General features: G+C 66.0%; 2 pseudogenes. Both read left to right on the top strand.

Going from position 1 to position 429, the window contains the following annotated elements:
• A pseudogene (locus tag AB4Y94_RS17805) lies at positions 1 to 232 on the top strand (MmgE/PrpD family protein); the annotation flags it as partial.
• Positions 233 to 429: pseudogene (locus AB4Y94_RS17810) on the top strand (methylisocitrate lyase); the annotation flags it as partial.

Below are 429 nucleotides of genomic sequence, written 5' to 3' on the forward strand. Positions count from 1 at the left end.
GATCGCGGTAGCGGATGCGCATCCGCTCGGCGCCCGCCCGTTCGGCCGGGCCGAGTACGTGAACAAGTTCCGTACCCTGGCCGGCGACGTGCTCGAACCTGACGAGATCGAACGCTTCCTCGACGTCGCCCAGCGACTGCCGGAACTGAACGCGCACGACATCGGCCAGCTCACGATCGTCGCGAAGCCGGGGTTGCTCGCGAATTACGCCATGCCGAAGGGACTGTTCTAAATGCTTTATGCCACCACGACACCAGCCGAGAAACGCATCGCGCTCCGGGCGGGCCTGGCTTCCGGTGAGATCCAGCGGTTCCCCGGCGCGTTCAACCCGCTGTCGGCGAAGCTGATCCAGGCGAAGGGTTTCGACGGGGTCTACATCTCCGGCGCGGTCCTCTCCGCCGATCTCGGGCTGCCCGATATCGGGCTGAC

This window comes from Glaciibacter sp. 2TAF33, assembly GCF_052114945.1.
GTDB lineage: Bacteria > Actinomycetota > Actinomycetes > Actinomycetales > Microbacteriaceae > Cryobacterium.